We start from the raw sequence: 25,925 nt of genomic DNA, 5'->3' as shown, positions 1-25,925 counted from the left end.
CGGCCTCCGCCGAGTCGAACCGGGAAACGCGACCATCTTCGCGTACGAAGCGGCGCACGACCGGCAGGCTCGGCCCCACGCGACGACGACCGCTGGCCCGCCTGGACTCAGCGCATCCCGGGCAGGCGACGCAGCTCGTTGACCTTCATCAGCCGGGCGAGGAGGAGGTACCCCACGGCTGTCGCCAGCGCCCCGGTAGCCAGTGCGACGGCCGTGGGCCACGTTCCGCTTCCCAGGCCCGCACACGCACGCGCTGCGGCCCAGCCCAGTCCTGCGGCCGGTCCCGCGGCGCAGAACAGTTTCACGTAGGTGCGGCGCAGGTCGCCGTCGTCGATGCGGTCCCCAAGTCTCCTGCGCAGCAGATGCGCGGTGAGTGCGAGACCGGCCACGTAGGAGAGGGTGTAGGCGCCGGCCATGCCGACGACCGCCCAGCGGGCGGGCAGGAGCACATGACAGGCGGTGGCCAGGGCGATGTTCACGCCCGCGATCCAGGCGGCCATGAGGAACGGGGTGCGGGTGTCCTCGCTGGCGTAGAAGCCGCGCAGCAGGAGGTACTGGGCGGAGAAGGGGATGAGGCCGAGTCCGAAGGCCTGCAGCATGTACCCCAGTGGGCGGGCCGAGTCGGCGTCCGCCGCGCCGTGGGCGAACAGCAGCGAGGAGATCTGTGGCCCCAGAGCGAGGAAGAGGAACGCGGCGGGCACGATGACCACGCCGCTGATCCGCAGCGCCCGGGACAGGTCCGCGCGCAGATCCGGGATGCGTCCCTCAGCGACGGCGCGGCTCATGCGCGGCAGCAAGGCCGTCACCAGGGACACGGTCACGATCGACTGCGGCAGCATCCAGATGGTCTGCGCGTAGGTGTACGCCGAGTAGCCCGCGCCGGCCTGCGGCAGCTCCTGGTCGGCGGCGTTGGCGTAATTCGTGACCACCGTCAGGGCGACCTGGTTGGCCAGGACGAACAGCAGCGTCCACTTCGCCGCGTGAACGCTCTTGCCCAGGCCCGTGCCGCGCCAGTCGAACCGCGGGCGGAAACGGAAACCGGCCGCCCGCGCGAACGGGATCAGCGCCAAGGCCTGCACGGCGATGCCTGCCGTCGTCCCGATCCCCAGCAACAGCACCTGGTCGGCGGTGATGTCCTCCACCCGGTCGGGAACCGTCATCAGCCCCAGATAGGCGGCGAACATGCCGACCAGCACGACGTTGTTCAGCACCGGCGTCCACATCATCGCGCCGAACTTCTCGCGGGCGTTCAACACCTGCCCGTAGATGCTGAAGAGCCCATAGAAGAAGATCTGCGGCAACAGGAACCGCGCGAACGTCACCGTCAGCTCGAACGCCTCGTGACTGTCCGGGGTGTCCCGCATGTACAGGCCCACGATCTGCGGCGCCGCCCACACCGCCAGCGCCGTCCCCACACCCAGCACACAGACCACGAGCGTGACCAGACGCTGCTCGTAAGCGCGTCCGCCATCAGGCTGCGTTGCCCTGGCCCGAACCAGCTGCGGCACCAACACGGCGTTGAGCGCGCCACCGATCAGCAGCGTGTACAGACTCGTCGGCACGGTGTTCGCCGTGTTGTACGTACTGGCCAGCAGACCCGTGCCGAGCGCTGCGGCCTGAAGTACCTGACGGATCAGTCCCGTTGCCCGTGACACCACCGTGCCGACAGCCATCAGCAACGACGAACGAGCCAGCCCGCCCTTGTCCTTCTTCGGTCGGACGGCATGCCGTCCCCTGTTCTGCTGCTCCTGCGGCATGGTCTGCGCCGCGGAGTTCGCCCCCTCAACCATGCCGTCAACTTATGCCCCAAGGTCTCAGGGCCCCAATTGGCTCCCTCACACACAGCGGTTCAGCGCTCTGGACTTCGCGCTCTGGACTTCGGCCGGCCGCCCCGTCATGAGCTGCGCGAGACCATGGCACGATCGATCTCGGCGAGCTCGCCCGCCGACAGTGGTCCGAACTCCATCGCCCCGGCGTTCTCCTCCGCCTGGGCAACCGTCCGGAATCCGGGGATCGGCACCGTGCGCGGACTGCGCGCCCACAACCAAGCCAGCGCCCCCTGAGCGAGGGTACGGCCGCGGCTCGTGAGGACGGACCGCACCGCCTCCACACGCGACAGCCACTCCGGATCGACGCCGCCACCCACCGCGAACCCCGGCAGCCAGGCAGGCGGAGCGCTGCGGATGTCCGTGGTCGCGAGCGTGTTGCCCGGCACGAACTTCCCCGTCAGCAGGCCCATCGCGAGCGGGCTGCGGTTGATGCTCGCGAGGTCGAACTCCTCGCACAGGGCGAGCATTTCGGGCGCATCCTGCAAGACGTTGCAGCGGTGCTGCACGGCCGCGCAGTGGGGGCCCGCGGCGAAGACAGCCGCGCGCTCCGGGTCATCGGTGCTCCACGCGTACGCCCGGATCAGCCCCTCCCCCACGAGGTCCTCGCAGGCGTCCCGCAGCAGCGCGGCCCGCTCGGGATCAGCGTCCGACAGATGCAGCTGGTACAGGTCCACGTAATCGGTACCCAGCCGGGCCAGCGACGCGGTCAACGCGCGCCGTACGTACGCCGGTGAGTCGTCGCCGCCCGTGCGGACCCTGCTCTCCTCGTCGAAGAGGTTGCCCCACTTGGTGGCCACGACGACATCCGCCCGTCGCTTGCCCAGCGCCCGCCCCAGCACGCGCTCGCTGTGCCCGGTCCCGTACGCGTCGGCGGTGTCGAAGAAGGTCACGCCGAGATCCAGCGCACGGCGCACGGCACGCACGGACTCCGCATCATCGACCTCGCCCCAGCCGAGCGGCTCCCCGCCAAGCCCCTGCCAGGGCCCGCCGATGGCCCAGCAGCCAAAACCGAGCGCGCTGACCTCGATCCCGCTGCGTCCAAGGACCCTGGTGTACGGCGCGTGCGTCGCGGTGGTGCTCGTCCCGTTCTTCACGTTGGTCGTCTCCATGCCCGCGAACGCTAGGAGTTGAAGTGCACGCGAAGGCAACCCCCTGCGCACGTGCATCCGGAAGGGACGGGAACGGACAGGGCCCGTGAGCGGGTCAGCTGTCCAGTGGCCAGGCAAGGCGCGGGCGAGGCCGAATCGACAGGATCGCGGCCCAGGGAGGCAACGGACCAGAGATGGCAGCTGCCTTGTGCGGGGTGGCCATGCCGCGGTGGCACACGGGATTGACCTGGCGCGACGAGGATGAGCCGGTCATGTGGCGGGCCGATGAGACCGAACTGGTCACCGCACCACCGGTCGAGCAGGCGGCGCTGGTGAGCCCGTTCCTGGGGGCGCGTCCTTCGGGCGGTAGAACGAGAAAGGCAGGGCAGGCCCCCGGCCTGCACCTCGGTGAGAGTCCCACGCCGAAGGTTCCTCACAGCCGGCACGCCCTGCCTGCGGCACGGCAGGTCGGACCGCAGCGGGGAGCGTCTACTCGGCGGACCGGGAATCCGGCGGCCTCACGTTCGCCCGGCAACCGCGCCGCAGTTGCTCCTTGGTCATCTGTGTTCATTCCCGGGGCGGGGGCACCCGCCGATCCGAGGAGCGCCGGAACCGTTGGACAGGGCGCTCCGGGCCGTACATCGTCGATGAAGGAGCCGAACGTGAACGAGAACATGTGGGGCTATCCGCCGACGAGCAACCACACCACGGGAGCCGATCTGATCGGCTTCAAGGTGGAGGCCACCGACGGCAGCATCGGCAAGGTCGACAAGCACTCGGACGAGGTCGGCTCCGCCTACCTCGTCGTCGACACCGGCGTGTGGATCTTCGGCAAGCATGTCCTGCTGCCCGCAGGCACAGTGTCCCGGATCGACACGGTCAACAGGACGATTCACGTCGACCGCTCAAAGGCACAGATCAAGGACGCCCCCGAATTCGACAAGGACAAGCACGTCGGAGACGCCGGGTACCACGACCAGATCAGCACCTACTACGGCAAGGGCCGCATCTGACCGTCCGAACCATCACGACCACCGGGGCCGGCCGAGCTCTTCGGCCGGCCCCGGTGTCATGAGGGGACGAAGTTCCCACTCACCCTTGCCCCAGTGGCGGGCACGCCACCGCTCTCACCCTCACCCGTGGGACTGGATCTCCCCCAGGAACCAACCGTTCACGTGCGCCAACCGGATACGGAACAGGCCACCGCGCTCAGGGAATACAGCCCCGGCGCTGGCAACCTTCCCTCCGTTCAGATGCAGATAGTCACCATCACGCTCGGGCTGCTTCTGCTCCCACGTGAAGTCGTCGGCGAATATGCTCGCCCGGCTCTCCGAGTCTGCAAGCTGTTCCGCAATGTGCCCGGCCCACACAGCGTGCGGCACGACCTCTCCGGTGATGGTGGTGCCGTTCACGACCAGAGTGATCGGCAGGGCGAGCCCCTCCCGCTCCACTCGATCGGTCAGGCGCTTCAGCAGGGGATCCATGTCGTCGCTCATCCCTGGACAGTACCGGGCAACAACGGACCGTGAGGCTGGGGCGTAGGGGGTCAGCCCTTGACCGCTCCTGCCGCAAGGCCGGAGGCGAGCCGGTGCTGGACCGCCACGAAGAAGATCAGAACCGGCACCGTGACCAGCGTGGAGCTGGCCATGACCGGGCCCCAGCTGGTGGTGTTCTCACCGAAGAACTGGAAGATGCCGACCGCGGCCGTGTACTTGTCGCTGCTCTTCATGAAGGTGTACGCGAAGACGAACTCGTTCCACGCGGTGATGAACGCGAAGATCGACGTGGCGACGAGCCCGGGCGCGACCAGCGGCAGCAGTACGGAGCGGAACATCCGCCACCAGGAGCAGCCGTCGATGTACGCCGCCTCTTCGATCTCCTTGGGCACGGTCTGCACGAAGCCGCGCAGGGTCCAGATCGCGAAGGGCAGCGAGAGCGCGGTGTAGACGATGGTCAGGCCGAGGAGGCTGTTGAGCATGTCGTAGTCGCGCATCTGGATGAACAGCGGGATGACGAGCGCCTCGAGCGGCACCATCTGCACGATCAGGACCATGACCAGCACGGATGTGCGGAACTTGAACTTGAAGCGGGCGACCGCGACAGCCGCGAACAGCGCGAGGGCCGCCGATACCACGACCGTACCCAGGCCGACGATCGCCGAATTCACCAGGTACGTACCGAAGTTGCCGCGTTCGAAGACCGTACTGAAGTGGTCGAAGGTGAAGCCGCCGGGGAGGAGGTTCGCTCCGCGGCTCTGGGCGCTCGGGTCCAGAGCCGTCGAGACCATCCAGTAGATCGGGAAGAGGGCGAAGATCAGGAGTGCGGCGACGGCTGCCGGCAGACCGACCTTGGAGCCGAGGGAGGACCGCGTCGTGGCGGGCATGTCGGTGGTGCTCACAGGTCCTCCTCCCCCTGCCTGAACAGGGTGCGGATGTAGATGATGGTGATCACGAGAAGGAGGAGGGTGAGCAGGACCGCCGCTGCGGCGCCCGTCCCATAGTCTTCCTTGGCGAAGGCTTCGAGGTACGAGTAGACGCCGAGGTTCTCGACCTGCTCGTTCTGGCCCTGGCCTCCGGGCATCAGGAAGATCTGCGTGAAGACCTTGAAGTCCCAGATGGTCGACAGGATCGTCACCACGAGGAACACCGGCTTGATGGCTGGCACGGTGACCTTCCAGAACCGCTGCCAGGCGTTCGCGCCGTCCAGCATCGCCGCTTCGTAGAGCTCCTTGGGAATGGTCAGGAGTCCGGCGAAGACGGTGATCGCGACGAACGGGAAGCCGTGGTGGACCACGTTGAGGGTCCCGATGGCGTAGAAGGAGAGGCGGTCGGTGAACCAGTTGCTGGAGTCGGAGCCGCCCACCAGAGCGCTGAACAGGCCGTCGCCCGGCTGGAAGAGCCAGATCCACACGTAGGTACCGGTCACCGCGGGCATCGCCCAGGCAGCCATGATCGCGGTGGAGCAGATGGTCCGCCAGACCGGGCCGAGCCTGGCCAGGAGCAGAGCGATCGCGGTGCCGAGCACCACCGTCAGGCCGACACAGGCCACCGCGAAGAACGCGGTGTTGGGCAGCACCGTCTTCCAGAGCAGATCGCCGCTGAGGAGTTCGACGTAGTGGTCGAAGCCGGTGAAGGTGGCGACGCCGCCGCCGAACTTCACCTCGTAGTCCTGCAGCGACAGGATCCCGACCTGGATCATCGGCCAGAGCAGCAGTCCTGCGAGGACGACGAGGGAGGGGGCGAGCAGCAGCCAGGGCCGGGTGAGGGTGGTCCGGCGCTTACGCCTCAGCAGGCGTTCGGACTCGGGCGAGGGCACGGACGGCCGGCTGCCCTGGCGCTCCGGGGCATCCACGGTCCCGGTGGCGAGCGAGCGGTTCATGGAGCTCTCAATGGTCGGATGTGCGGGGAGGGTTGAGGGGTGCGGAGGGGGTGCCTCTATGTCTTTCGTCAAGCGAGGCGTGGGGTTCGGTGTTCGTAGAAGGTGCCGTCGCGGAGCATGGCGAAGAGCACGCTGATGCGGTGGCGGGCGAGGCGGAGGAGGGCCTGGGTGTGGGTCTTTCCTCTGGCCCGGCACTTGTCGTAGTAGGTGCGGGAGGTGGAGTCGTGCAGGGCCGCGAACGCGGAGAGGAACATGGCTCTCTTGAGCTGGCGGTTTCCGCCGCGTGGTGCGTGTTCGCCGTGGATGGAGGTCCCGGACGACTTCGTGGTCGGTGCGAGGCCGGCGTAGGAGGCGAGGTGGGCGGCGGTGGGGAAGCTGGTGCCGTCGCCGACGGTGACCAGCAAGACTGCGGCGGTCCTGACTGCGATCCCCGGCATCGAGGTCAGGACCTGGGAAAGAGGGTGTTGTTCCAGCAGGGTGTTGATCTGGGCTTCCAGGGCGCGGCGTTGGTCGTGGACGGTTGCGAGTTGCCGGGCCAGGGAGGGGATGACGATGTCGAGCGTGCCGGTTCCGGGGACCACCACGGTCTGCTCGTCGAGCGCGTCGAAGACGTCGTCGATCAGCCGGGCGGCCATCCGCGGGGCCTTGGGCCGGATCACTTCAACGAGCTTGCGGCGTCCGGCTTTTCGCAGGGTGGCCGGGGATCCGTAGCGTTCCAGGAGCCAGGGGATGGCCTGGTGGTCGAGCCGGGGTCCGAGGACGCGTTCCAGGCTGGGGTGGAACTGGGTGAGCAGGCCGCGTATCCGGTTGCTGGTGCGGGTGGCCTCGGCCGCGAGGTCCTGGTCGAAGCCGACCAGCACGGTCAGCTCGGCGGTGATCTCGTCGGTGAGCTCCAGCGAGCGCAGGGTGTGCGGCATGGTGCGGGCCGCGTCGGCGATGACCGCGGCGTCCTTTGCGTCGGTCTTCGCCTCGCCGGGGTAGAGGTCGGCGATTCGGCGCATCGCGAGTCCCGGCAGGTAGGCGACCTTGCAGCCCGCGTTTCTCGCGACGGTCAGCGGTAGAGCGCCGATCGAGGCGGGCTGGTCCACGATCACCAGCACGGTGCCGAACTTGGCGGCCAGCTTGTCGAAGACGGCCCTCAGGTTCGGCTCGCGGTTGGGCAGTGGCTTGTCGTAGACCTTCTTGCCGGCCGGGGTGAGCCCGTGGCCGTGGTGAGTGCTCTTGCCGACGTCCAGGCCGAGGAACACGCCGACGTCGCTGGTGTCGAACATCGTGCTTCAACTCCTTTGGTGCGGCTGGCCTTGGCGTCGGTGTCGTTCTCGCGCATCCACGTTATGCAGACCTGCCGTCCGTGAACTGTCTCGGCATTGCGCCGGACCGGACGGTGGTCGGGCCTCTTATCAGCGTCTCCGACGGCACCTCTCGGGCCCGGTGAACACCACCCCCCAGGTCATCTTGGACAGGGGGACACAGTCATGCCGGGCCCGGAGGCCAGCGGCCCTCTTGCAGGACCGCAGAAAACATAACGGGGGATTGAGGGGTGCGGCGTGGGAGTTACCCACCGCTCGGCCGTGCGACCGTGAGTGTCACTCGCCCTGCGCGAAGATGGCGTCCATTTCCTTGGCCGCCTTGTCGGCCGCCTGCTGCGGCGTGGCCTTGCCGGCGAGGATCGACTGGACCATCTTCGGGATGACCTGGGTGGCCTGGATCTCGGTGTACGACTTGGCCTTGGGCACGCTCGCGCCGCCGTCCTTGAACTGCTTGACGAACGGCTTGACCAGCGCGTCGTCCTTGTCGGGCATCTTGTCGAGGTCGCTGTTGGTGGGCGGCAGGTAGCTGCTCTGCTCGGCCCACTTCTTGGCGAACTTGCCGGTGGTGAGGAGCTTGATGAACTCCCACGACAGCGCCTGCTTGTCCGTCTTGAACGCGGAGAGGTAGGAGCCGCCGAGGAACGACGGGGACATGCCGCCGTTCTGGCCGGGGATCGGAATGGCGCCGAGGTTGCCCTTGAGGTCGGGGTTGGCCTCGGCAAAGGCCTTCGGGGTCCAGTTGCCGGAGAGGGACATGGCGACCTCGCCCTTGTTCCAGGCGTCGCCGACCTCCTTCTCTGTCCAGGTGTTGACCTTGGCCGGGGACACCTTGTCCTTGAGGGCGAGGTCGGTGTAGGCGGTGATGCCCTCGACGGACTTCTTCGAGTTGATGGCCGACTTCCACTTACCGCCCTTTTCCACGGCGAGTTCGCCACCCGCGCCCCAGATGAAGGGAGTTGTGAACATTTCCGCGCCGCTGGCGACGGGGAAGGCGATCATCTTCGGCTCGTCCTTCTTCAGGGTCTTGGCGGCCGAGCGCAGCTCCTTCCAGTTGGTCGGGGGCTTGATGTTGTGCTTCTTGAAGATGTCCTTGCGGTAGACGATCGAGCGGACTCCCGCGTACCAGGGCATGCCGTACTGCTTGCCGTCCAGGGTGCCCGCGTCCTTGAGGGCGGGGACGAGGTCGTCGGACAGGCCGGCCTTCTCGACCTCCTTGGAGACGTCGACGAGCGCCCCCTTGTCCGCGAAGCCGGGAACCCAGGTGGTGCCGACCTCCGCGACGTCGGGCACCTGATCGGCACCGCCCTCGATCGCGGTGGTGAACTTCCGCTGGGCGCTGGCCCACTGCTGGTACTCGACCTTGACCTTGGCGCCGGTCTTCTTCTCGAAAGCGGCGGAGGCCTCCTTGAAGAAGGGCTTCGCGTCGGGGTTGGTCCCCTCCATGACCCACACGCTGAGCGTCCTGCCCTTGCCGTCGGTCCCGCCGTCGGCCTCCGAGCCACCCCCTCCACAGGCGGTAGCGGTGAGCCCCAGTGCCAGGGCGGTGCTGGTGGCTGCGATGACGCGTCGGTTCATGGGTGGTGGCTCCTCTTGCAGCAGTACAGCAGGGAAGTGTTGTTGCCCGTGAGCACGCAGATTCTCACCACGTTCTCACCAGGAGGTCTAGACCCCTTTGGAAGTGGCGACTGAACTGTGATCCGCGTTGCAGACCGTGCATCTGGCGCACCGGCCGACGCAGGTGGTGCAGTCGGTTCCGGGCGGCCGCCAAGGAACGGCGAAGGCATGCCAGTTGCCCGGGACGGGGCGATCCCGGGCAACTGAATCGGCCAGGTCAGCGCTCGATCTTCACCTCGGCGCCGCTCTTCGCCGACTCGTAGACCGCGCTCAGCATGCGGGCCATCTCCAGGCCCTGTTCCGCGGTGGCATCGGCCGGAATCTCGCCCCGGCAGATCCGCAGGAAGTGGTCGATCTGGTTGGCGAACCCGACCTTGAAGTCGAAGCCGAGCGAGTCGATCTGCGGCCGCACATGCAGGAGTGTGTCGTGCCGCTCGGTGAGCATCAGCAGTTCGGGCTCGATCTCCGCGCCACCCTTGTCACCGTGGATGCGCACACTGATCTCGTTGCGCGCGTGCAGCGAGTACGACGTGTCCACATCGAGCACCTGACCGTCCTCGAAGCGGAGCTGCGCGGTGACGTAGTCCTCCACGGTGTTGGGCCGGGCCGCCGATGCGGCGCGGTACCGCTTGAGGTTCTGAATGTTGTCGCGCGCACCCAGCGGCGCGAACGTGACACCGGACGCGGACACCGCCTTCGGCCTGCCCATCAGGTACCAGCACAGGTCGATGATGTGGACGCCCAGGTCGATCAGCGGACCGCCGCCCGACAGCTCCACGTCGCCGAACCACCCACCCGGGTTCCCGGCGGCGCGCAGCAGCGTGGCGCGTGCGGCGTAGATGTCACCGAACTCGCCCGCGTCCAGGAACCGCTTCGTCACCAGCGCGTTCGGCGCGAACCGGCGTACGTAGCCGATCTGTAGTGCCTGTCCGGTCTCCTCGACGGCCCGGACCAGCGACTCGGCCTCGGCGACGGTGACCGTCATCGGCTTCTCGATCAGTACGTTCTTCCCGGCCCGCAGCGCCGCTTCGGCGATGGGGGCATGCAGGGTGTTCGGCACGCAGACACTCACGGCGTCCACGTCCGGGTCGGAGAGGATCTCCTCGACGTCGGTCGTGGCCCGCTCCACGTCGAACTGCTCGGCCCGGGCCTTTGCCCGCTCCGGGTCGATGTCGCACACGGCGACCAGCTCGGCCTGGTCGTTCTTCTGGTAGGCACTCAAGTGCTCGGTGGCGATGGCCCCGAGGCCGATCACTGCGATACGGGTCGTCATGTCAGGCCACGCCTTCCGTCAGTCGAAGAATGTTCGCAAGGGAGTGCTCGATGGCGGGCAGTGGCGCTTCCATGCCCTCGAATTCCAGGCTCACCGGCACGTCGGGCTTCGTGGCGACCAGGGCAAGGAGGCCGGGCAGATCGACGTCGCCGTGGCCCGAGACGGTGCCGAGGAGGTAGTCGCCGGCGAGCGTCTTCAGCCAGCCCTCCCCCGCGGAGCGGCGAATGTGGAAGTCCTTCACGCCGATGGACGCCGCCACGTCGATCAGGCCGGCGGCGGTCTTCCCCGGTACCTCGCCGACGCACAGGCCGTTGCCGAGGTCGAGCGTGACGCGGAAGTTCGGACGGTCCACGGCGTGCACGAGCCGGGCGAGACGGTCGCTGCCGTTCATGAAGAAGCCGTGGTTCTCGATGGTCGACACCATGCCGAGCTCCGCCGCGTGGTCGGCGACCGCGCGGCAGCCTTCGACGACCTTCTCGAAGGTCGACTCGAACTCCCCCGGGTCCCGCTCACGCCATGCCCACGGTGCGACGTCGTGCCGGAAGATCCCGGCGCCGAAGCGCTGCGCGACGTCCAACTGCCGCCGCAGCAGGTCGACTTCCTTGCCGTCGCCCTCCCTCAGATCGCCGCTCACCAGGTAATTGACGATCGGTACGCCGACTTCCTCGGCATGCTTCGCCGTGTCACGTACGACGCGTTCGTTCTCCAGGTAGTACGCCCCGTCCGTCGCGGCGATCTCGATGTGCCCGGCCCGCGAGGCCGCGACCCAGTCCAGAACACCGATCAGGTCCATCTCGCCGCTGCTCAGGAGCTGGCGGAAGCAGTACGAACTGACTCCGAGCTTCACTTGGTGATCCCCTCCACGTCGTGTGTGATGCGGGCCCATGGGCTGGGATAGCCGTGGACTCCGTAGATCTCCGAACCGCACTGGTCGAACGCGTTGCCGACGGCACCGAGCACCACTGCCTCGCGCCCCAGACCGGACGCGACGAACGACGGACGCTCGGGAAAGACCAACTCCTTCTCGATCGCGGCTTCGAGCGGCCGCAGCAGCGCTCCTACGTCCTTCGCCGCGCCGCCCCGCACGACCACGACCTCGGGGTCGACCACCAGCAGCACGGTCGCGACCCGCTCGGCGATCTGCGCGCAGAAGTCCTCGACTTCGGCCTGCGCGTCGGCGTCGCCCGCGGCGGCGGCGCTCAGCACCTGCGCGCTCGTCGGGCGCGACGACCAGACCAACTGCCCTCGCCGCGCGTTCCGCGTCCAGCGCATGCCGCGCTGCGCACCGAGTTCGCCCGCGAGGCGATGACTGCCCTGCCGGATCGAACCGTCCAACACGACCGACACGGACAGCCGGTGACCGATCTGCAGATAGACGACATCGGAATATCCGCGGCCCGCGCCCGCGCGCTGCTCCGCGAGACCGGCCAGCTTGATGTCGTTGTCCACGACCACGGGCCGGCCGAGGTCCTTCGCCAGCAGCTCCGCGACCGGCAGACCGACCAGGTCCGGCAGCGCGAGACTGGCACGCAGCCGCCCGTCCGTCTCGACGACACCGGGCAGCGCGACACCGACCGCACGCAGCCGTCCGAGGTCGTGGTCAAGGTCGGACGAACCGGCCGCGGCGTCGAGCGCGCGCGAAATCAACGCGAGGTCGGCGTGCTTGTGGGGCGGCACTTCCGCGTAACCGGCCCGGCGACCGGACAGGTCACAGATGACCGCGCGCGCCCCTCGGGGCCCCAGGTCGACCCCGGCGACAAGGCCGCCCTCACGCGCGAACCGAAAAGCACGGGCAGGCCGGCCGGGCCCTGCCGTCGCAGCGCTGACACCCTCGACCATTCCGAGGTCGACGAGGTCGTCGAGAACGGCACCCACCGTCGGCCGCGACAGGCCGGTGGCCTCACTGATCACACCGATCGTGCGCGCCCCATCGGCCTCGGCCAACACCCCCAGACACGCAACCTGATTCGCCGCCCGCTCCGCCTGAACGGCCTCCCGTGCAGTGTCCATCGCGGTGTCCATCGCCCCCATCCCCTTATGGAAACCGGCTTTAATAAATACGGTATCGGAATGGGTGGGCGGGGACAAGGGTGGCTTGGGACGGTGTGCTGGGGCTGCGGGCTTGGCGTCGACGAGGCGTGTTCCGACGGGCGCGGCTTGGCGCTGCTCCTGGCTGCTGGTCAGTCACCGAACCTGGAGCCCGAATACGACTGTGCGGGCGTCTCCACTCGCCAGCAGAACGAGCCCGCCGGCGGCCAAACCGTCTGGCATTTCCACCAACACCTCTTCCCTCGCTACCCCGGCGACGATCTCTACGCTTCGGCTCCGCAGCCCGACGCGCTCCCCGCCGAACGCCGCCGCGCCTACGCGGAGCGCCTGCGCGCCGCACTCAAGTCCTAGGGACAGCAAAGTGCCGTGGGCGCAGGGGTGGTACCCCGCACGTGCACCACAGAGCGATCGGGCCTCCGGTGCACCGGCCGGGGCCGCCCTGCAAAAGGGCGGCCCCGGCCGGCTTTTGTGCGGTGCCCGAGCAGTTCCGGACGTCACGAAGCCGCGCGTCGGGCCGCGCTCGAGGCGAAGACGATGGCGAGCATCACCGCGGTGCTGCCGATGAGCAGGCCCGGGGACATGCCGACCGGCACTCCGTCGGGCCCGCGGAGGGCGCCCATGAAGTCGAGCGGCGTGATGCCGTTGACCGTGCCGTACCAGAGGGGCAGATAGGCGGCCTGGAAGAGGCGGTGGGTACGGCTGAGCGTGCCGAGGACCAGAGCGAAGGAGGGAATGAACAACGCGCCGAGGAACCAGTGGAAGAGGCCCGTGGTGTCCGATCCGGTGGCCATCCGCACGGCCGGTCCGATGCCCGCGACCGCGGTGAGCAGGAAGCCTGCTGCCCACTCGGAGGCGATGCGGCGACGGGCTGTGGGGTAGGCGCCGAGGATCGCCTCGACCCCGGATTCATGGCGCTGGGTGCCGAGCCGGGACCAGATCAGCACGGGCCAGATCCAGCACATCGGCAGCAGGAACCTGGCGACGCCCGTCGCGGGGGTGATCATCTGGGAGATCGCGGCGAGTGCGAGGACTCCGCCCCACCACCAGAGCGGAACGCCCTGGATCAGGATGCGCACCTCCCCGAACAGCAGGCGCAGGGCCCCGTTCCCGCGCTTGACCGGCGTCTTGGGGACGCCACCGAAGGCATCGGGGCCGGCGGCGCCGGGCTCCTCGTACAGGACGACGGCAGGGGTGCCCGGGAAGGTCCGGGAGTCGTCGGCACGATTCTGCCGCGCCGGATCAGCCACCTCACGACCGCGCGCCGGGTCGAAGCGCGGGAACCACAAGGCCGGGACGAGGACAAGGGCTGCCGCGATCAGGACCAGGGCGAACCGCGAGAGCAGATAGTCGGCATCGGGGCCGAAGCCGTGCCAGACGAACGTGTCGAGCGGCTTGTCCACCAGGGTCAGGCCGAGACTGAACTCGCCGACCTTGGAGGGGTCGATGCCCTGGGCCCTCATGTCACCGCCGAGCGACTGCACGACGCCGTGCACACCGATCCCGCCGAGCGGGGCGTTGGGCGACTGCCCGCCGATGGCGATGAACGCCCAGATGAAGAACCAGAGGATGTTGCCGAGCCCCGCCCGCAGCAGCGGGATGGTCTCGAAAAGGAGCGCCGCGGCCGCGGTGAACACCATGAGGGGCAGTGCGATCAGCACGAAGGGCTTGAGCAGTTCCACGGGATCGATGGCCAGGACCTCGCCACGCGCCAGCTGCATGACCACCGCGGTGACCACGAGCACACCCAGCATGGAGGCCAGGACCAGCACACTGCTCAGGAACTTCGCCAGGAGATAGGTGGCGTTGCTGATCGGGGTGGCCGCGAGCAGCCGTCCCACACCGGTGCTCTCATCGCGGGAGATGGCATTGCGTACGACATAGAAACCACCGAGACAGAGCCAGACCGCGCCCGCGAGGGCGACGACCATGCCGATGTAGGCGCTGTTGTACTCGCCTCGGTAGCGGCCGATCTGCATCACGACCCAGCCGGCGTCCTTGCCGGGCGTTGCGAGGTAGCCCAGAACGACCGCGGCGCAGAGGATCGCCGCGTACGCCGGGCGCCTCACCCGGTCCCAGAAGTCGGCTGCCGCGAGCCGGAAGAGAGCACCCATCACCAGCCGCCCCTCAGGTCCACGGTCCGGTCCTGCGAGGTGAACTCGCTGCTCTTCGGGCCGACTTGGTTGACGATCGCCAGATAGGCGTCCTCAAGGTCGGGAGTGACTGGCTGCGCCGTGGCGTACGGCGGCACATGAGTGATCAGCCGCACCCGTACACCGCTGGTGGTGCGCACCATCCGGGAGACGAGGTGACGCTCCCGTACGGCGGCGACATCGGCCGGGTCCACGAGGACGTCCCACACCCAGCCGTCCACCGCGGCGAGGAGGTCCTCGGGGGAGCCACGGCGCAGTAGCCGCCCCTGTGCGACGACCGCGATGTCGGCGGCGACCGACTCGACGTCGGAGACGATGTGGGTGGAGAGCATGACCACGCGGTCCGCGGCCAGATCGCTGAGCAGGTTGCGGAAGCGGACGCGTTCTTCGGGGTCGAGGCCCGCGGTGGGCTCGTCGACAATGATCACTTGCGGGTCGGCGAGCAATGCCTGGGCGATGCCGACGCGGCGCATCATGCCCCCGGAGTACTTGCCCAGGGGTCGTTTGACTGCCTCTGTCAGGTTGACCAGTTGGAGAAGTTCGTCGATACGTGCGCGTGCGGAGCGGGCGGACAGGCCCTTGGCCGCGGCCAGGTAGGAGAGGAACTCCCGTGAGGTCAGGTTCGGGTAGACGCCGAAGTCCTGCGGCAGGTAGCCGAGGGCCTGACGCAGCACGTCCGGTTTGGCCACCACGTCGGTGCCGTTGAACACGACCTGCCCGCTGGTGGGGCGGGTGACGGTGGAGGCGATCCGCATGAGCGAGGACTTGCCGGCGCCGTTGGGGCCGAGCAGGCCGACCATTCCGCTCTCCATGCGCAGGGTCATCCCGTCCACGGCACGCTTGCCGCCCCGGTAGACCTTCGTGATGTCGATGAGTTCCAGCATGCCGGTGGCTCCCTTACACCCGAGTCCGGATGGCGGTGGCGGCCTGCGACGGGCTGCCCGCAGCCTGGCTCTTGGCCCCCTTGAGATCCGTGGGGCGGCCGTTGCGCAGCACCTTCACGGACTTGGGCACCTCGACCTTGAAACGCACATCGCAGTTGGCGAGCTTGCTGCACATGGCCCGCAGATCGAGCGTGCCCTTGGCCAGTTCCCAGCTCGCCTCGTCGTCGGCGCCCAAGCCCACGTCGAACCACCGGGTGACAAGGACGTCGTCGCGGCCCGAGGCGACCAGATCGGTGGGGATGCCGTGAGACCTGACGTCGAGGGTGTTCCCCTGGAAGGAGAACGTCTTCTTCTCGGGTTCGGCGTCCTTCGCGCTGGCGCATCCGGTGGCTGTGACCAGAACGGCTACGGCGGGGGCGGCCAACAGGGCGCGGGACCAGTTGCGAGGGAGCACGGTGTCCTCCGGGGTTCTTGTCTCTCTCGGTGAGTGATCCAAGACTCGTCTGCCGCGCCCCTTTGGGCATCTGCCGTTCGGCAGATATTCGGGGACTGATTCGGGACCGGTGCCGGGGTCTGTGCGAGGCCCGTCCCGGGCGTGGTTCAGCCGGTGTCGTCGAGCCGCTACAGGAGCGGCAGGATGCCGGTGACCTGCCAGCCCGTGCCGTCGGGTCCGGCCTCAAGTCCCCCGCCCAGCAGGGCGAACCGCTCGTCGAGACCCGCGAGGCCGGTGCCGCCGCCGTCCCGGTCCCCGACCAGCGGGCTGCTCTGACCACCGTTGTCGATGACCTTCACGCACAACCGGTCCTCGGCGTCCCGGCGTACACCGACCCTCACTGAGGTCGCTCCCGCCGCATGACGGCGTACGTTCGTCAGCGCCTCAAGGACCAGGGTGTACGCGGTTTCGTCGCTCTCCCGACGCAGGGTGCCCACCAGCGTCTCGTCCAGGTCGAGTTCGGTCGGAATGGACGTGGATGCCGAGAAGCGCTCCGTGAGGTCGGGCAGGTCGACGAGTCCGTGGACCCGGGTCGGAGCCTCGGCCGGCTCATCGGCGGCTCCGCCGTGCGCGGGCAGTTGCTCGGCCTGGCGCAGGGTGTCCAGGGTGCGGTCCATCTGATCGAGGGCCCGCAGTCCCGACTCCTCCAGCCGGGCGAGGAAGGCGTCGTACTCGCCCGGGTCGTAGGCGCTGGTGCGTGCCGCCTGCACCTCCAGGACCATGCCGGTCAGTTCATGGGCGACGAAGTCGTGCAGGACGCGGGCCATGTGCAGCCGCTGGTCCCTGCGGGCCTCAAGAACCGCCAGGCGGCTTCGGGTGTCCGTGGTACGCAGCCGCATGCCGATGCCGACCGCGCAGAGCACGGGGACCAGCGTGAGCACCAGCATGAGCAGGGACCCGTTGGTGCCCGACTCGGGGTTGCGCACGGTGAAGCGCAGTGGGAGCACCAGTGCGGCGATCGCGAGGGTCGCACCCGGGAGCACCGGGCGGGGTTCGCGGCGTACGAGGCGTGCGGTGAGCACCAGCAGTGCGGCGAACTCGAAGGGCATCCACAGCAGAGTGAGCCCCTGCTGCCCCCGGTACCCGAGGTCCACGGCAAGTGAGAGGACGGCGACCACGTATCCGGCCCGGACCAGGGTGACCGGGCCCAGAGGCCAGGGCACGAGGGCGGCCAGCACGGTGGCGACCGCGACCAGGGCGAGCAGCAGGGCCATGGGCGGTCCGAGGAACGCCGGCAGCCCCAGCAGGACGAGCGTCAGCCCGCACCATAAGGCGCGCCGGCGCCCGAGTCCGATGGGTGTGGTTCGCATCATGTGCCTCAGCCTAGGAAGGGGCGTACCCCATCTCCCAGGCCCGGACGGCGATGCCGACCCGGTTGCGGACACCGAGCTTGCGCTGGATGCTCGCGACATGTGTCTTGACGGTGCCCGGCGAGATGAACATCTCGCCGGCGATGTCGGCGTTGGTCAGGCCCTCGGCCACCTTTCCAGCGACCTCGATCTCCCGCTTGGTGAGCGGTTCGACCATCGCCGGCCGCGCCGAACCCGCCCCAGCGGAAGCTCCGTTGCCTGTGACATGGCGCAGCAGCCGGACCGTGATCGAGGGACTGATGAGGCTGTCCCCCACCATGGCCGCACGGACCGCCTCCACGAGCAGCGTGGGCCCCGAGCGCTTGAGCAGGAAGCCTGAAGCGCCGTAGCGCAGCGCCGGATACACGTACTCGTCCAGGTCGAAGGTCGTCACAACGACGACCTTCGTGGTGAGCCCGGAGGCGGGTTCGAGCAGCCTGCGGGTGACCTCGAGTCCATCCATCCGGGGCATGCGCACGTCCATGAGAGCGACATCGGGCCGCAGCAGGCGGGCCTGTTCCAGTGCGGCCACTCCGTCGGCGGCCTCACCGACCACTTCGATGTCCGGTTGACTCTCGAGGATCCGCCCCATTCCGCGGCGCACCATCTCCTGGTCATCCACCATCAGCACACGAATCGTCACAGCCGGGCATTCTTCCAGTCGTCCGGAGTGAGAATTCGGGCCGCCCTCAGGCGTGGCCAGTTCTCGCCCATGGCCTTGGCGAGGCTCCGGGGCACATGTCGCCCGGTGGCTCTCCCGTGATGGGGGACCGCGGGACGGTGTGCCGGGTCTGTGGCCTGGGCGCTACAGCGCCACAGACCGGCTGGGGAAGCCTCACCGAGTGTTGCTCACACCGTTCCGGACGACCGCTCCCGCGGCGGCGCGCCCCGCCGCCGTGCGCGGCATCACGTCACGTGGGCATCACCGCCCACGCTTCGGCGGGTGAGTCGGACCGGGCCACGTACACCGGTGTGGAGTTGAGACGGTCGCAGGAAGTGGGTCGGGCTGATCGAGTCGAGGCGTGGCGCGAGCGTGCCGTACACGGTGACCGTCAACCGGTGTTCTCCGGGGGCGAGTTCACCCAGATCCAGGGCGAAGGGGCTGCAGAAGAGTTCGCCCACCGCGTTGTCGTCGACCGCGATCACGACGGCACCGCGGACACGGCCCAGGTCGAGGCGGACGCGCTCCCTCTCGGCCACGTGGATCGACCGCGTGGAGCGCACGGCGCCGCTCCAGGCGCCGAGTCCGGCGTCCCGCCAGTCCTCGAACGGGCCCACGAAGGACTCCGTGCGCACCACGAGCGGGCCGTCCCACGCCGCCCCGCCGACGTCGAACGCGCGAGGGGCGGTGCGCACGATCAGCGTGGCCGGGCGGTCCAAGGGGCGGTCCAGCGTGAGGCGCCCGGCTTCGACGGACACGGCGGCACCGGCGAGCTCGGCGCTCTCGACCGGCACCGGGAGCGATGCCTCGACCGCGCCCGCAGGCAGCAGGACCTCGAACTCCTGGAGGCGCGGGGCCGCGGAGCGGGCGGCCGAGAAGCGGACCGCGGGCTCCCCGACCTGCGGCCGCCCGGTCAGCCAGGCGGCATCGGGCAGCGGGTGCGGGCGGCGCGCCGTGTGCGTGTGGGTGAGTCCGGCGCCGAGGCCCCGTTTCACGCGGGCCGGCGGCCCATCCGCGCCGCTGGTCCACTCCGGGCCGCTGACCACGGTCTGCCGGAGGCCCTTCCCGTGCACGAGGGCGTCGACGGACACCGCGTGCTCGGGGTCGGCGGTCTCCGCGACGACCCGCAACTCGTGTTCCCCGGCCGGCAGCGGGCCGAGGTGGTGGGTGAAGAACATGGGCCGGTCGCCCGCGTCGTTCTCGTAGTACTGCACCTTCTCCTGGCGGGCGACGGGCACCGAGTCGAGCTCGATGCGCAGCGCGGCAGTGGAGCCGGTGACCAGGGTGACGCCGTCGGCGTCGGACGGTGTGCGGAACCGGGTTCGTACGTCGCCCTCGCCGCCTGCCACCTGGCCGGGGGCGATGAACTCGGGCCGCTCCACGTGCTGTTGGGGGCGTTCGAGCATGAACCACGACCCGAGGGTCTCGGGGTGGTTCCCGTGCACCGTGGCCGGCAGTTCACCGGCGCCCACCCGGTACTCCAGTACGGCGGTTCGGCCGGAGAACCGTACGGGCATCGTCGTGGCGTACCGGTCGCCGTCGGCCGTGCACGGCACCCCGTCGAACCACACCTGCTTCGCCGCCGGTGCGGCGACGGTGAGGAGGTACGGCCCGGGCTCTTCCACCCTCAACACCGTACGGACGGAGAGGTGTTCGCCCTCGCCGGGCGCGGGCAGCACCAGGAATTCCTCGGGCACGAACCCCTTCGGCTCGTACCGGTGTCCGTGGTCGGTGTCGAGTCCGCGGGACGCCGAGAAACGGTGCAACTGCCAGTCAGGGTCTGCGAGTTCGGCACCCTGGCGTACGCGCTCCGCGTCTCGCTCGCCCAGTGGTCCGGGGGGCGTGGCCGACGGGCCGTGCACCAGTACCTGCTGGCCGAACGTGGCGCGGACGTCGACCGGTTCGGCCTCGCCGTCGCGCCATCGCATCCGCCACACCTCGAGTGGTACGTCGTCCGGGCCGGCGGGCAGCGCCATGTCGCCCCAGGTGTTGTCGAGGGTGGGGACGAGTTCGTGGGTCCATCCGTCGTCGAGCGGTTCTTCGACGACCGGAGGAGCGGGTGTCGCGGCGGCGGGCTGCGCCGGGTGCTCGGGCCGACGCTCGCCGGCGCGCCAGACGACGAAGACGGCGGGCGCCCCGGCAAGGTCGACCTCGATACGGCTGCCCGCCGACGAGGGAGCGATCGGCGCCGGCCGGCGTTCGCCCGTCGCCGGGTTCCACACCTCCGCCTCGGCCACCGGACCCGCCACGTCCACGTGGGTGCGTGCCGCGTACCGGCCGGGGTCGAAGTCGATCTCGTCCCAGTGCAGTGAGTCCGGGTCCTGGCGCAGCGGGTACGCGGTCGCGTTCGGCTCGGCGGCCGGGACGAACGCGGCGGTGACATCGCCGCGGCGGCGGGCGCGCAGCCCGTGCGGCGCCCATGCCGGGGTGCCGGCGTCCGCGGTCAGCCGGACCGCCTGCTCCGGTGTGTCTGCGTGGACCAGCTTGGGGTGTTCGACGAGGGCGGCGAGCGCCGGGGAAGAGTCGCGGCCGGTCACCGTCACCGGGTCGGCGCCCACGACCACGACCTGTCCCCCGGCGTCGAGCAGTGCGACGAGTTGCTCCGCCGTCCCGGGTCGCAGGTGGGTGACCGACGGGAGAAGCACGGTGCGGAACCCGAGCGCCCCGACCCGCAACTGCCCGTCGCCTGCCGTCGCGCGGTGCAGGGAGTCCTCGTCGACGACGTCGAAGTCGATCCCGGCGCGGTCGAGCAGGCTCGGGGTGTGGCGGAACCAGTTGTTCGTGCCGGTGAGTGCCTGGTACGTGATGTGCGCGCGGTCGGCCCGTTCGTGCGGGCCGCCGATGGGTCCCTCGCCGAAGTAGTCGATCGGCTCGTCCGGTGCCAGTTCCGCGTGCCCCGTGGTCGAGGGGTAGAGCACCCCGACGTCGACGACGTGGTCTCCCCAGGTCAGCAGCGCCGACGTGCGCGCGACCGCGCGGGCGAAGCTCGGGTAGACCGCGTAGTACGGCTGCCTGAAGTCGGTTCCCGGCGGCGCCCATTCGAACCAGCCGGCGCGTGTGTCGAGGTAGGCGGCGTGCGGGTTGTACAGGTCGGCGCCGCTGCGGAAGAACGGGAGCAGCCAGTCCCAGGTGTCCTCGAGCGTGCCGCCCCAGCCGCTGGAGTGGAACGACTCGATCCACACGCGCGGATGCCCGTACAGGTCGGCCATGGAGGAGTGGACGCGGGCGTCGCCCTCGTGGTCGCTGCCGACGGCGTTGATCCACCGGTGGGTCGTGAAGTAGTCGCCGTAGAGCTGCGAGCTCTGGGTGGGCCAGCCGGCGCGGGCCGGGTTGGTCTGGTCGGCGCCGACGAGCATGCCCCACCGTTCGTGCCACTCACCGAGCGGCCGGAAGAACGCCTCCTCGGCCAGTTCGGTGCGCACGAGGTGGTAGTCGGCTCGTACGGCGTCGTCGGCGTCACCCCCTCGTTCCCACAACGACGGCAGGTGATCGAGCAGGTCGTAACCCCTGCGGCGCTGGAACTCGGCCGCGAACCGGGCCGACCACGTGGGCATGGCGGGCAGCTCGTCCTGGAAGCTGCCGGTGATGACGTTGCCGAGGCGGTCGCCGAGGCGGCGCTCGAACTCGCCGTGCACGGCGTCGAGCAGCAGGGAGCAGGCGTGCGGGTCGAGGTAGTCGAAGGCGGTGTCGCGCCAGGTCACGACGCGTATGCGGGTGCCGGGGGCGGCGTCCACCCGGCTGTCGCGCACGTCGAGCCGCTGCCAGCCGTCCCCCGCGCGGTCCCCGTACACGCCCACGACGTGGTCGCGTTCGGCGAGCGGCAGCGTGCCGTCCTCGCCGACTTCGGTCACGGCGGTGCGCAGCACCCGCCCCGCCGCCTCCGGGTGCGTGGCCACGACGGTGCCTTGGACGTTGGCCCCCGAGAACCCGATCTGGTCGTAGAACCAGAGGCGGACGCCGAGTTCGTCGGCGACGTCGCATGTGTAGGTGACGAGGTCCCACCACCGCTCGCTGAACCACGGCGGGTCGTCGGGTTGTGCCCCGTACGTCGGTCCCTTCGGCGCGAGGTTCATGAGGACGACGTCGTGGATCGCACCCTGGACGAAGCGCTCCAGCTGCCACCGCACGCGCTCGCGCGTGACCGGGCCGCCGCTCCACCACCACAGCGGGACGGGGCCGTTGTGTGCCGGCGGGTTGTCGAAGAGGTCGGTCAAGTCCTGGTCCACCAGGGGTCCTTCCGTCAGGGGTGTGGCGGTTGTGGTCAGCCCGCGGCCGCCTGCTCGCGCAGCATCGCCAGGCGTTCCTCGCGGCGCCGTGCCTGCAGTACGGGGTCGGCGACGGGTGTGGCCATCTGCAGCCTTCGGCTGTACGGGTGTTGGGGGTCCCGGGCGATCTGCTCGGCCGTGCCCTGTTCCACGATGCGGCCGCCGAGCAGCACCGCGGTGCGGTCGCTCATCTCGCGTACGACGCCCAGGTCGTGGCTGATGAACAGGTAGGACACGTCGGTGCGTTGCTGGATCTCCTTGAGCAGGCCGAGTACGCGGGTCTGGGTGCTCATGTCCAGGGCACTGGTCGGTTCGTCGCAGATGATGAGACGCGGGCTCAGTGCCAGGGCGCGCGCGATCGCGATGCGCTGGCGCTGGCCGCCGGAGAACTCCCGCGCCCGCCGCCGCCCGGCGTCCGTGGGCAGACCGACGGCGTCGAGGAGTTCGCGTACCCGCCCCCGTCGCGAGGCCGGGGTCCCCTCGCGGATCGGCTCGGCGAGGATGTCCGCGATCGACATCGACGGGTTCAGCGACGAGTACGGGTCCTGGAAGATCGCCTGCACGTCGCGGGCACGGTCACGCCGCTCGCGGCGGCGCAGGCCGCTGATGTCCGTGCCGTCGAGCAGGATGCGGCCCGACGTGACCGGGGCGAGCCCGAGGACCGCGCGCCCGATCGTCGTCTTGCCCGAGCCGGATTCCCCGACCAGGCCGAGCGTTTCGCCCGGTGCGATGTCGAGGCTGACGTCGTCGATGATCCGCTTCGTCGAGCGCAGGCGCCCCGACCGGTACTCGACGACGAGATTCTCCACCCGCAGCAGCGGGGTTGCGTCCGTCATCACGCCTCCTCGGGGTCGAGCGCGGACGACAACAGCTCGCGTGTGTAGTGGTGTTCGGGGTCGGCGAACAACGACCTGACCTCTTGTTGCTCGACGATCGTGCCGCCGCGCATGACGCTCACGGTGTCGCAGATGTCGGCCACGACCCCGAGGTCGTGGGTGACCAGGAGCATCCCGAGCCCGCGCTCGTCCCGCAGTTCGCGAAGGAGTGCGAGCACGTCGGCCTGCACGGTGACGTCGAGGGCCGTCGTCGGCTCGTCGGCGACGATGAGGTCCGGGTCGCCCGCCAGCGCGCCGGTGATGAGGACGCGCTGCGCCATGCCGCCCGAGATCTGGTGCGGGTACATGGCGAAGACCGCCTCCGGGTCGGCGATCCCGACCCGGCCGAGGATGCCGAGGAGGTGGGTGCGCGCCTGCGCCTTCGGCATGCGCTTCACTGCCCGCAGGCCGAGTGTGAGCTGGCGGCCGATGGTGATCGTCGGGTCGAGGTTGCTCATCGGTTCCTGCGGCACGTAGGCGATGCGGGTGCCGCGCGCCCGGCGCATCGCGGCGGTGTCGGCCAGCAGGTCGGCGCCGTCGAACAACACCGCGCCGCCGAGCACCACCGCGTCCTTGGGCAGCAGCCCGAGCATCGCGAACGCCGTCTGCGACTTGCCCGACCCGGACTCGCCGACCAGGCCGTGGATCTCGCCACGGTGTACGCACAGGTCCACGCTCTCGACCACTTCGCTTACGCCGCCCTCGCCGTCGGGGTAGCCGAGCGCGAGGCCTCGTACGCTCACGAGGGCGTCGGCCTCCGGGGTGTGGGACGACGCGGGGTGGGCGGCGCGGGCCGCCGCGAGGCGTTCGGTGGTCGCGGGCCGATTCCGTCCGGAGCCCTGGAGCGCGTCGCGCAACGCGTTACCGAGCAGGACGAACGCGAGGATGGTGAGGCTGACGACGAGGGCCGGCGCGACGACCGCGCCGCGGTTCAAGTACACCGTGGAGAAGGCCTGTTGGAGGACGCCGCCCCACGAGGGGTCGCGCGGGTCGCCGAGGCCGAGGAACTCCAGTCCCGCCTGGATGCCGATACCGGCCGCGAGGATGAACCCGGACTGGATGATGATCGGCGCCCGTACGGCGGTCAGGACGTGCCGGAAGATGATCCGCAGGTCGGAGAGGCCGGAGACCTTCGCGGCGTCGATGTAGAGCTCGCCGCGCACCTCGGCGACGACGGCCCGTACGAGCCGGTAGTTCGCGGGCGCGATGAGGACGCCGAACACCGCCATGGCCATCGGGATTGACGGGCCGATCACGGTGTACATGGCGATGAGCAGCACGATGCCCGGCAGCGCCATGACCGCGTCGGCGACCCAGCCGGCGATCGCCTCGGCGGGCCCCCGGAAGTAGCCCGCGAGCAGGCCGCCGACGACGCCGACGACGGTCGAGACGGCCAGCACGATGACGCAGGAGAGCAGGGTGCCGCGCGTCGCCCAGAGCAGCCGGGACAGGATGTCGCGGCCCGAGGAGTCGCCGCCGAGCACGAAGTCGCCTACGAACGGCGGGGTGTTGGCCTGGCTGACGTCGACGTGGTTCGGCCCGTTCGGGGCGAGCAGCGGCGCCAGTATGCCGACCAGCACGACGAGCGTCACGTACACGAGGGCCGCGACGGCCAGCGGGTCGCGCAGTAGGCGGCGCCCTATGGAGGTCCCGCCGCCGCGGCCGTCACCGGCAGAAGCCGTGCCGCCGGCGAGAGCCTCGCGGTCGACGACGGGGCTGGCGACCTGTTCCGCGCTCATCCGAGCCTCACCTTCGGGTTGAGCCAGGCGCCGACGATGTCCGCGACGAGGTTGACGACCACGACGACGAGGACGGTGAACACGACGCACCCCATGACGACGGGGATGTCGGAGCGCAGCGTCATCTCGACCGCGAGGTCGCCGACGCCGGGCAGCGCGAAGACCTGCTCGATGAGGACGACGCCGCCGAGCATGCCGATGGTCTGCAGGCCGAGGATGGTCAGGCCGGGGGCGGCCGCGCTGCGCAGCACGTGCCGGAAGACGATGCCGAACTCGCCGATGCCGCGCGAGCGCAGCGTACGGACGAAGTCCTGCTGGAGGACCTCGGAGACGGCGCCGCGGAACTGCTGTGCCGCGCCACCGATCGAGCCGACGAGGATGGCGAGCACCGGCAGCGCGAGGGACCTCGCCCACTCCACGGGGCCGCGGGCGAAGGGGACGTACCCCGTGGCGGGCAGCCAGCCCCATTCGACCGCGACCAGGAGCACCAGGAAGATCGCGACGATGAACGCGGGCACGGCCGCGCCGGACACGGCGAACATCTGCAGGGTCCGGTCGAGCCAGCCGCCGCGCACGGCGGCCAGGGTGCCGACGAGCACGCTGACGAGTGCCGTCAGGACGACGACCACGGCGGTGAGCGAGAGCGTCACGGGCAGCCGGGTCGTCAGCATCGACGTCACCGACTCCCCGGTGAAGAAGCTGACGCCGAGCGAGCCGTGCAGGACGTCGCCCACCCAGTCGAGGTACTGGACCAGGACGGGACGGTCGAGGCCGAGTTGCGCGGCCTTCTGGTCCACGGCCGCCTGGGTGGCGGCCTTGCCCAGCGTGGCGCGGGCGATGGCGTTGCTGTCGCTGAAGATCAGAACGAACGTCACGAACGTGACCGCGACGGTGAGCAGGAGCGCCGAGGCGAGCCGGCGCAGGGTGTAACCGATCATGGGATGCCTCACCTCCTCGTGATGGCAACA

Annotated in this window: 21 protein-coding genes; 2 read left to right on the top strand and 19 right to left on the bottom strand. The window is 69.6% G+C overall.

The features are described from left to right. Window positions 1-107: 107 nt before the first annotated feature. Both murJ and OHA73_RS38545 read right to left on the bottom strand, forming a co-directional pair. Complete coding sequence (gene murJ / locus OHA73_RS38550) at window positions 108-1,790, bottom strand: murein biosynthesis integral membrane protein MurJ (RefSeq protein WP_327657454.1); 1,683 nt, start codon at window positions 1,788-1,790, stop codon at window positions 108-110. 104 nt (window positions 1,791-1,894) lie between these two features. Then, the gene (locus tag OHA73_RS38545) at window positions 1,895-2,938 is read right to left on the bottom strand and encodes an aldo/keto reductase (protein WP_327657453.1); all 1,044 of its coding nucleotides are present in this window, start codon (window positions 2,936-2,938) and stop codon (window positions 1,895-1,897) included. A gap of 641 nt (window positions 2,939-3,579) precedes the next feature. On the opposite strand from OHA73_RS38545, the gene OHA73_RS38540 reads away from it, so the two are divergent. Further along, a complete protein-coding gene (locus OHA73_RS38540) occupies window positions 3,580-3,930 on the top strand; it encodes a PRC-barrel domain-containing protein (protein WP_266723236.1) in 351 nt (116 codons plus the stop codon). A 120-nt stretch (window positions 3,931-4,050) separates the two neighbouring features. On the opposite strand, the gene OHA73_RS38535 is transcribed toward OHA73_RS38540, so the two are convergent. The 8 genes from OHA73_RS38535 to OHA73_RS38500 form a co-directional block, all read right to left on the bottom strand. Beyond that, window positions 4,051-4,413: a hypothetical protein gene (locus tag OHA73_RS38535; protein ID WP_327657452.1), complete on the bottom strand. Its 363-nt coding sequence runs from the start codon at window positions 4,411-4,413 to the stop codon at window positions 4,051-4,053. A 50-nt stretch (window positions 4,414-4,463) separates the two neighbouring features. Beyond that, on the bottom strand, window positions 4,464-5,300 hold the full coding sequence (locus OHA73_RS38530; protein WP_327658606.1) for a carbohydrate ABC transporter permease: 837 nt from the start codon (window positions 5,298-5,300) through the stop codon (window positions 4,464-4,466). An 11-nt stretch (window positions 5,301-5,311) separates the two neighbouring features. Next, window positions 5,312-6,295 carry a carbohydrate ABC transporter permease gene (locus OHA73_RS38525; RefSeq protein WP_266723232.1) on the bottom strand — a complete coding sequence of 328 codons (984 nt, stop codon included), beginning with the start codon at window positions 6,293-6,295 and terminating at the stop codon, window positions 5,312-5,314. A 68-nt stretch (window positions 6,296-6,363) separates the two neighbouring features. After that, window positions 6,364-7,566 (bottom strand): IS110 family transposase, encoded by a 1,203-nt coding sequence (locus OHA73_RS38520; protein WP_327657451.1) that lies wholly within the window; start codon window positions 7,564-7,566, stop codon window positions 6,364-6,366. A gap of 315 nt (window positions 7,567-7,881) precedes the next feature. Beyond that, a complete protein-coding gene (locus OHA73_RS38515; RefSeq protein WP_327657450.1) occupies window positions 7,882-9,180 on the bottom strand; it encodes a sugar ABC transporter substrate-binding protein in 1,299 nt (432 codons plus the stop codon). 256 nt (window positions 9,181-9,436) lie between these two features. Beyond that, on the bottom strand, window positions 9,437-10,492 hold the full coding sequence (locus OHA73_RS38510) for a Gfo/Idh/MocA family protein (protein ID WP_266723229.1): 1,056 nt from the start codon (window positions 10,490-10,492) through the stop codon (window positions 9,437-9,439). A gap of 1 nt (window position 10,493) precedes the next feature. Then, window positions 10,494-11,339, bottom strand: coding sequence for a sugar phosphate isomerase/epimerase family protein (locus OHA73_RS38505; protein ID WP_267068124.1), 846 nt, complete (start codon window positions 11,337-11,339; stop codon window positions 10,494-10,496). Next, window positions 11,336-12,502, bottom strand: coding sequence for an ROK family transcriptional regulator (locus OHA73_RS38500; protein WP_327657449.1), 1,167 nt, complete (start codon window positions 12,500-12,502; stop codon window positions 11,336-11,338). The genes OHA73_RS38505 and OHA73_RS38500 overlap by 4 nt, the downstream gene beginning before the upstream one ends. A gap of 60 nt (window positions 12,503-12,562) precedes the next feature. Between OHA73_RS38500 and OHA73_RS38495 the strand changes: the two genes are divergently transcribed. Then, window positions 12,563-12,892 (top strand): HIT family protein, encoded by a 330-nt coding sequence (locus OHA73_RS38495; RefSeq protein ID WP_327657448.1) that lies wholly within the window; start codon window positions 12,563-12,565, stop codon window positions 12,890-12,892. A 143-nt stretch (window positions 12,893-13,035) separates the two neighbouring features. On the opposite strand, the gene OHA73_RS38490 is transcribed toward OHA73_RS38495, so the two are convergent. The 9 genes from OHA73_RS38490 to OHA73_RS38450 form a co-directional block, all read right to left on the bottom strand. Further along, the gene (locus OHA73_RS38490) at window positions 13,036-14,652 is read right to left on the bottom strand and encodes an ABC transporter permease (protein WP_327657447.1); all 1,617 of its coding nucleotides are present in this window, start codon (window positions 14,650-14,652) and stop codon (window positions 13,036-13,038) included. Continuing rightward, window positions 14,652-15,575 (bottom strand): ABC transporter ATP-binding protein, encoded by a 924-nt coding sequence (locus OHA73_RS38485; RefSeq protein WP_327657446.1) that lies wholly within the window; start codon window positions 15,573-15,575, stop codon window positions 14,652-14,654. Before OHA73_RS38485 ends, OHA73_RS38490 begins: the two co-directional genes overlap by 1 nt. Before the next feature lie 13 nt (window positions 15,576-15,588). Beyond that, on the bottom strand, window positions 15,589-16,029 hold the full coding sequence (locus OHA73_RS38480; RefSeq protein ID WP_327657445.1) for a hypothetical protein: 441 nt from the start codon (window positions 16,027-16,029) through the stop codon (window positions 15,589-15,591). Between the two features lie 167 nt (window positions 16,030-16,196). After that, window positions 16,197-17,381, bottom strand: coding sequence for a sensor histidine kinase (locus tag OHA73_RS38475; RefSeq protein WP_327657444.1), 1,185 nt, complete (start codon window positions 17,379-17,381; stop codon window positions 16,197-16,199). A 10-nt stretch (window positions 17,382-17,391) separates the two neighbouring features. Continuing rightward, window positions 17,392-18,060, bottom strand: a complete 669-nt coding sequence (locus OHA73_RS38470) for a response regulator transcription factor (RefSeq protein WP_327657443.1) — start codon at window positions 18,058-18,060, stop codon at window positions 17,392-17,394. 263 nt (window positions 18,061-18,323) lie between these two features. Continuing rightward, complete coding sequence (locus OHA73_RS38465; protein ID WP_327657442.1) at window positions 18,324-22,304, bottom strand: glycosyl hydrolase; 3,981 nt, start codon at window positions 22,302-22,304, stop codon at window positions 18,324-18,326. 35 nt (window positions 22,305-22,339) lie between these two features. Then, complete coding sequence (locus tag OHA73_RS38460) at window positions 22,340-23,179, bottom strand: ATP-binding cassette domain-containing protein (RefSeq protein ID WP_327657441.1); 840 nt, start codon at window positions 23,177-23,179, stop codon at window positions 22,340-22,342. Next, entirely contained in the window at window positions 23,179-24,957 is a 1,779-nt protein-coding gene (locus tag OHA73_RS38455; RefSeq protein WP_327657440.1) for a dipeptide/oligopeptide/nickel ABC transporter permease/ATP-binding protein, read from the bottom strand. Before OHA73_RS38455 ends, OHA73_RS38460 begins: the two co-directional genes overlap by 1 nt. After that, the gene (locus tag OHA73_RS38450) at window positions 24,954-25,895 is read right to left on the bottom strand and encodes an ABC transporter permease (protein ID WP_266723207.1); all 942 of its coding nucleotides are present in this window, start codon (window positions 25,893-25,895) and stop codon (window positions 24,954-24,956) included. The genes OHA73_RS38455 and OHA73_RS38450 overlap by 4 nt, the downstream gene beginning before the upstream one ends. Window positions 25,896-25,925 lie beyond the last annotated feature (30 nt).

Origin of the sequence: Streptomyces sp. NBC_00483, assembly GCF_036013745.1 — a bacterium.
In the GTDB taxonomy this organism is placed as follows: domain Bacteria; phylum Actinomycetota; class Actinomycetes; order Streptomycetales; family Streptomycetaceae; genus Streptomyces.
Note: the sequence above shows the minus strand (reverse complement) of the source record. Positions and strands in the feature narration are given on the sequence as shown.

What these genes read in the sequence shown, in the direction of transcription:
- murJ (WP_327657454.1), bottom strand. Translation starts at nt 1,790, where the DNA reads ATGGTTGAGGGGGCGAACTCCGCGGCGCAGACCATGCCGCAGGAGCAG.
- OHA73_RS38545 (WP_327657453.1), bottom strand. Translation starts at nt 2,938, where the DNA reads ATGGAGACGACCAACGTGAAGAACGGGACGAGCACCACCGCGACGCAC.
- OHA73_RS38535 (WP_327657452.1), bottom strand. Translation starts at nt 4,413, where the DNA reads ATGAGCGACGACATGGATCCCCTGCTGAAGCGCCTGACCGATCGAGTG.
- OHA73_RS38530 (WP_327658606.1), bottom strand. Translation starts at nt 5,300, where the DNA reads ATGCCCGCCACGACGCGGTCCTCCCTCGGCTCCAAGGTCGGTCTGCCG.
- OHA73_RS38525 (WP_266723232.1), bottom strand. Translation starts at nt 6,295, where the DNA reads ATGAACCGCTCGCTCGCCACCGGGACCGTGGATGCCCCGGAGCGCCAG.
- OHA73_RS38520 (WP_327657451.1), bottom strand. Translation starts at nt 7,566, where the DNA reads ATGTTCGACACCAGCGACGTCGGCGTGTTCCTCGGCCTGGACGTCGGC.
- OHA73_RS38515 (WP_327657450.1), bottom strand. Translation starts at nt 9,180, where the DNA reads ATGAACCGACGCGTCATCGCAGCCACCAGCACCGCCCTGGCACTGGGG.
- OHA73_RS38510 (WP_266723229.1), bottom strand. Translation starts at nt 10,492, where the DNA reads ATGACGACCCGTATCGCAGTGATCGGCCTCGGGGCCATCGCCACCGAG.
- OHA73_RS38500 (WP_327657449.1), bottom strand. Translation starts at nt 12,502, where the DNA reads ATGGACACTGCACGGGAGGCCGTTCAGGCGGAGCGGGCGGCGAATCAG.
- OHA73_RS38495 (WP_327657448.1), top strand. Translation starts at nt 12,563, where the DNA reads ATGGGTGGGCGGGGACAAGGGTGGCTTGGGACGGTGTGCTGGGGCTGC.
- OHA73_RS38490 (WP_327657447.1), bottom strand. Translation starts at nt 14,652, where the DNA reads ATGGGTGCTCTCTTCCGGCTCGCGGCAGCCGACTTCTGGGACCGGGTG.
- OHA73_RS38485 (WP_327657446.1), bottom strand. Translation starts at nt 15,575, where the DNA reads ATGCTGGAACTCATCGACATCACGAAGGTCTACCGGGGCGGCAAGCGT.
- OHA73_RS38475 (WP_327657444.1), bottom strand. Translation starts at nt 17,381, where the DNA reads ATGATGCGAACCACACCCATCGGACTCGGGCGCCGGCGCGCCTTATGG.
- OHA73_RS38460 (WP_327657441.1), bottom strand. Translation starts at nt 23,179, where the DNA reads ATGACGGACGCAACCCCGCTGCTGCGGGTGGAGAATCTCGTCGTCGAG.
- OHA73_RS38455 (WP_327657440.1), bottom strand. Translation starts at nt 24,957, where the DNA reads ATGAGCGCGGAACAGGTCGCCAGCCCCGTCGTCGACCGCGAGGCTCTC.
- OHA73_RS38450 (WP_266723207.1), bottom strand. Translation starts at nt 25,895, where the DNA reads ATGATCGGTTACACCCTGCGCCGGCTCGCCTCGGCGCTCCTGCTCACC.